The sequence below is a fragment of the Lentibacillus sp. genome (genome assembly GCF_035301675.1).
Lineage (GTDB): Bacteria > Bacillota > Bacilli > Bacillales > Amphibacillaceae > Lentibacillus.
Genome location: NZ_DATGTT010000072.1, coordinates 1 through 2,884, shown reverse-complemented (window position 1 = coordinate 2,884; position 2,884 = coordinate 1). Strand labels below are relative to the sequence as shown.

Below are 2,884 nucleotides of genomic sequence, written 5' to 3'. Positions count from 1 at the left end.
CTTTTAAGAATGCAGAATTCGATGTCACCAAACTGACTGAAGAAGACCTGGCCTCCGGAGACCTTAGTCAATATGATGCAATCGTTACCGGAATTCGGGCAAGGCTGGCAAGGGAGGATTTAATCGAACATAATGACCGTTTGCTTAAATATGCGGAAAACGGCGGACATGTTGTTGTCCAGTATCACAAACCGTGGGATAACTGGATTGCCGAAACAACGGCACCATACCCTCTTGAAATCGGTCAACCATCAATCGAATGGCGAGTGACAGATGAAACGGCCCCGGTTGATGTATTGAAGCCGGAACATAAACTGTTCAATTATCCGAATGATATCAACGAAAGTGACTGGGATAACTGGGTGCAGGAGAGGGGTTTATACTTCCCGATGAACTGGGATGATCGCTATGAGACCTTTGTTTCAATGGCAGACCCGAATGAAGATGCATTCAATGGAGGCATCCTGATGGCGGAATATGGCGAAGGAACATATCTATATACGAACCTGGTATTCTATCGTCAGATCAATAATCAAGTGCCAGGCGGATACCGCATTTTCACAAACCTGTTGAGCTACGGTGTCGATAACTGATCCAAGTTAGGCAGTTAAATGGCAGCTCCTCTTCATCAGAAGAAGAGCTGTCATTTTTATATAAAAACTGTCCCAGAAATCACAATTAATGATTTCCGGGACAGCCCTATTTTCTATGACGATTTCAACTGCTTTTCCTGCCTTGCTTCCTGTTTATCCATCCGGTTATTTTTCAGGAACATATAGAACGATGCTCCGAATATGATGACATAGCCAATCACACTGAGCAGCGTAGGAATCTGCCCGAACAGCACAATGCTTAGCAGCGCTGAATAAACAACTGTTGAATAAAAGAAAATTGAGATCTCATTGGCCGGCGCAAACTTGTAGGCAAGCGTGATGCCAAATTGGCCGACCGTCGCACACGCTCCTGCCAACAGCAGCAGTACCCATTGCTGCCAGCTCATCGGTTCGTAAAGGAAAATCGTGAACGGCAGTAATACAAGCGTTGTGAAAAACGAGAAATAAAAGACGACTGTGTAGTATTTTTCCTTATTGCCCAGGACACGAAGAAGCGTATAAGCACCGGCTGCGAACACCGCTCCGATCACCCCGACGATATAAGGGAGAATAGCCACGGAAAATTGCGGCTGAATGATGAACAATGCACCGATAAACGCCACTAGTATTGCGACAATCTGAAACTTGAGCGCCTTCTCTTTCAGGAAAATCGCACAAAATATAATGAGAATGAACGGACTGAGTTTGTTAAGCATTTCAGCATCGGATAAAACCAGATGATCGATTGCATAAAAATTAGCTACAATCCCGACTGCCCCAAGCGCTGAACGGGACAGCAGCAGCTTCTGATTCTCCTTTTTCCCGAATATTCTTTCATTATGACGCAAAACAAAGCCTAATGTTATAATAGCTGCTACTATATTACGAAAAAAAGCCTTCTGCGCGGTCGGCAAATCACCGGACAGCTTGACGAAAGCCCCCATCAGGGAAAAACCGAGCGCAGAAACCAATAATAATAGAATACCTTTATTGCGATCAGACATCAGCTGTTCCTCCAATAAATACAAGTACTACCGGTTTCGTACACAAGCCCATATTCGGCACTTTCAAGGTCATGTGTACTTACCCCGCCAATATTCCCGTAACCCGGGTTGATACCGGCACCAAATAACTATCCTAATACAAAAACGGCAGATTGGAAAGGAACTTGCTTAGCCGATCGCAGCTTTCATTTAATCAAATCCCACCGTCAGCGGTTTTTCCTTATGCAATAAATCGATAAACACTTCCAGTGACTTTGTCTGAAATGGTGTTTGCGTAATGGTTGAAAATTGCCGTGAAAACGGGAGTCCTTCCACTTTAATTATTTTAAGGTCACCATTCTTTAATTCCTTCTGGATGGCCCATTGGGATAACAAGCTGATGCCAAGGCCTGCTTCCACGACTTCTTTAATGGATTGTGTGCTGCCAAAATTGATTTTCTTTGATGGCGCAATGCCGATTCGTTTAAACATTTTTTCAGTAGCCTCACGGGTTCCCGAACCTTCTTCACGGACAATCCACGTTTCCTGCTCCAACTCATGAATGTCTACATAACCTTCGCGCTGTGCAAATTTATGTGCCGGTGAAGCGACAACAACCATATAGTCCTCTGCAAAATCTTCTACAACCAGCTGCTTATCTTTAAAATTGCCCTCTACGATTCCGATATCCAGCTGGTGACTTGTGACTAAGCTGGCAATTTTAGCCGTATTACCTATAGTTAAAGCCGGCTGAATCTCCGGATAATTTTTTTGTAAGGTGGCCAGTATACGCGGCAATACATATTCGCCGAACGTGTAACTGGCTCCAATCGAAAGCGGACCTTTTGCCTGGTTCATTAAGTCGTCGATCAGGTTCTGGGTTTTTGCGTAGAGTCCCAGAATTTCCTTGGCATGATGGTAGACAATATTTCCTGCTTTATTCAACCGGACATATTTATTTGTTCTTTCCAATAGCTTAGTGCCAAATTTTTCTTCGAGTGTGTGAATATATTGGCTGACAGAAGGTTGCGTCATATGAAGTTCTTCAGCAGCACGTGAAAAGTTCTTCCTTTCAGCAACAATAACAAACACTTGCAGATATTGATCCATTTTAATATCACCTGCCAATCCAATTTAGTCATTGTAATTATATAGGAAAGTATAAATTTTTGGCTCTACGAATGCTTTATCAAAAATTGCCACGTCCGGCTCCAGCGCCCAGCGACTAGCGTGACTTCCTTCACCTCCGTCCGATAAGTCAACAGCGGCTCCCTATGGTCGCCGTGTTTCCTTTATCTCCTGCGGTTC

General features: G+C 43.9%; 2 protein-coding genes and 1 pseudogene. 1 reads left to right on the top strand and 2 read right to left on the bottom strand.

The window, feature by feature from the left end:
* Positions 1 to 593, top strand: a pseudogene (locus VK097_RS12670) (hypothetical protein); the annotation flags it as partial.
* Between the two features lie 113 nt (positions 594 to 706).
* Here VK097_RS12670 and VK097_RS12665 read toward each other — a convergent pair.
* Entirely contained in the window at positions 707 to 1,597 is an 891-nt protein-coding gene (locus VK097_RS12665) for a DMT family transporter (protein WP_324212175.1), read from the bottom strand.
* A gap of 189 nt (positions 1,598 to 1,786) precedes the next feature.
* Entirely contained in the window at positions 1,787 to 2,686 is a 900-nt protein-coding gene (locus tag VK097_RS12660; protein WP_324212174.1) for a LysR family transcriptional regulator, read from the bottom strand.
* Positions 2,687 to 2,884: the final 198 nt, after the last annotated feature.

Coding starts and splice junctions, on each gene's coding strand:
- VK097_RS12665 (WP_324212175.1), bottom strand. CDS start 1,597: ATGTCTGATCGCAATAAAGGTATTCTATTATTATTGGTTTCTGCGCTC.
- VK097_RS12660 (WP_324212174.1), bottom strand. CDS start 2,686: ATGGATCAATATCTGCAAGTGTTTGTTATTGTTGCTGAAAGGAAGAAC.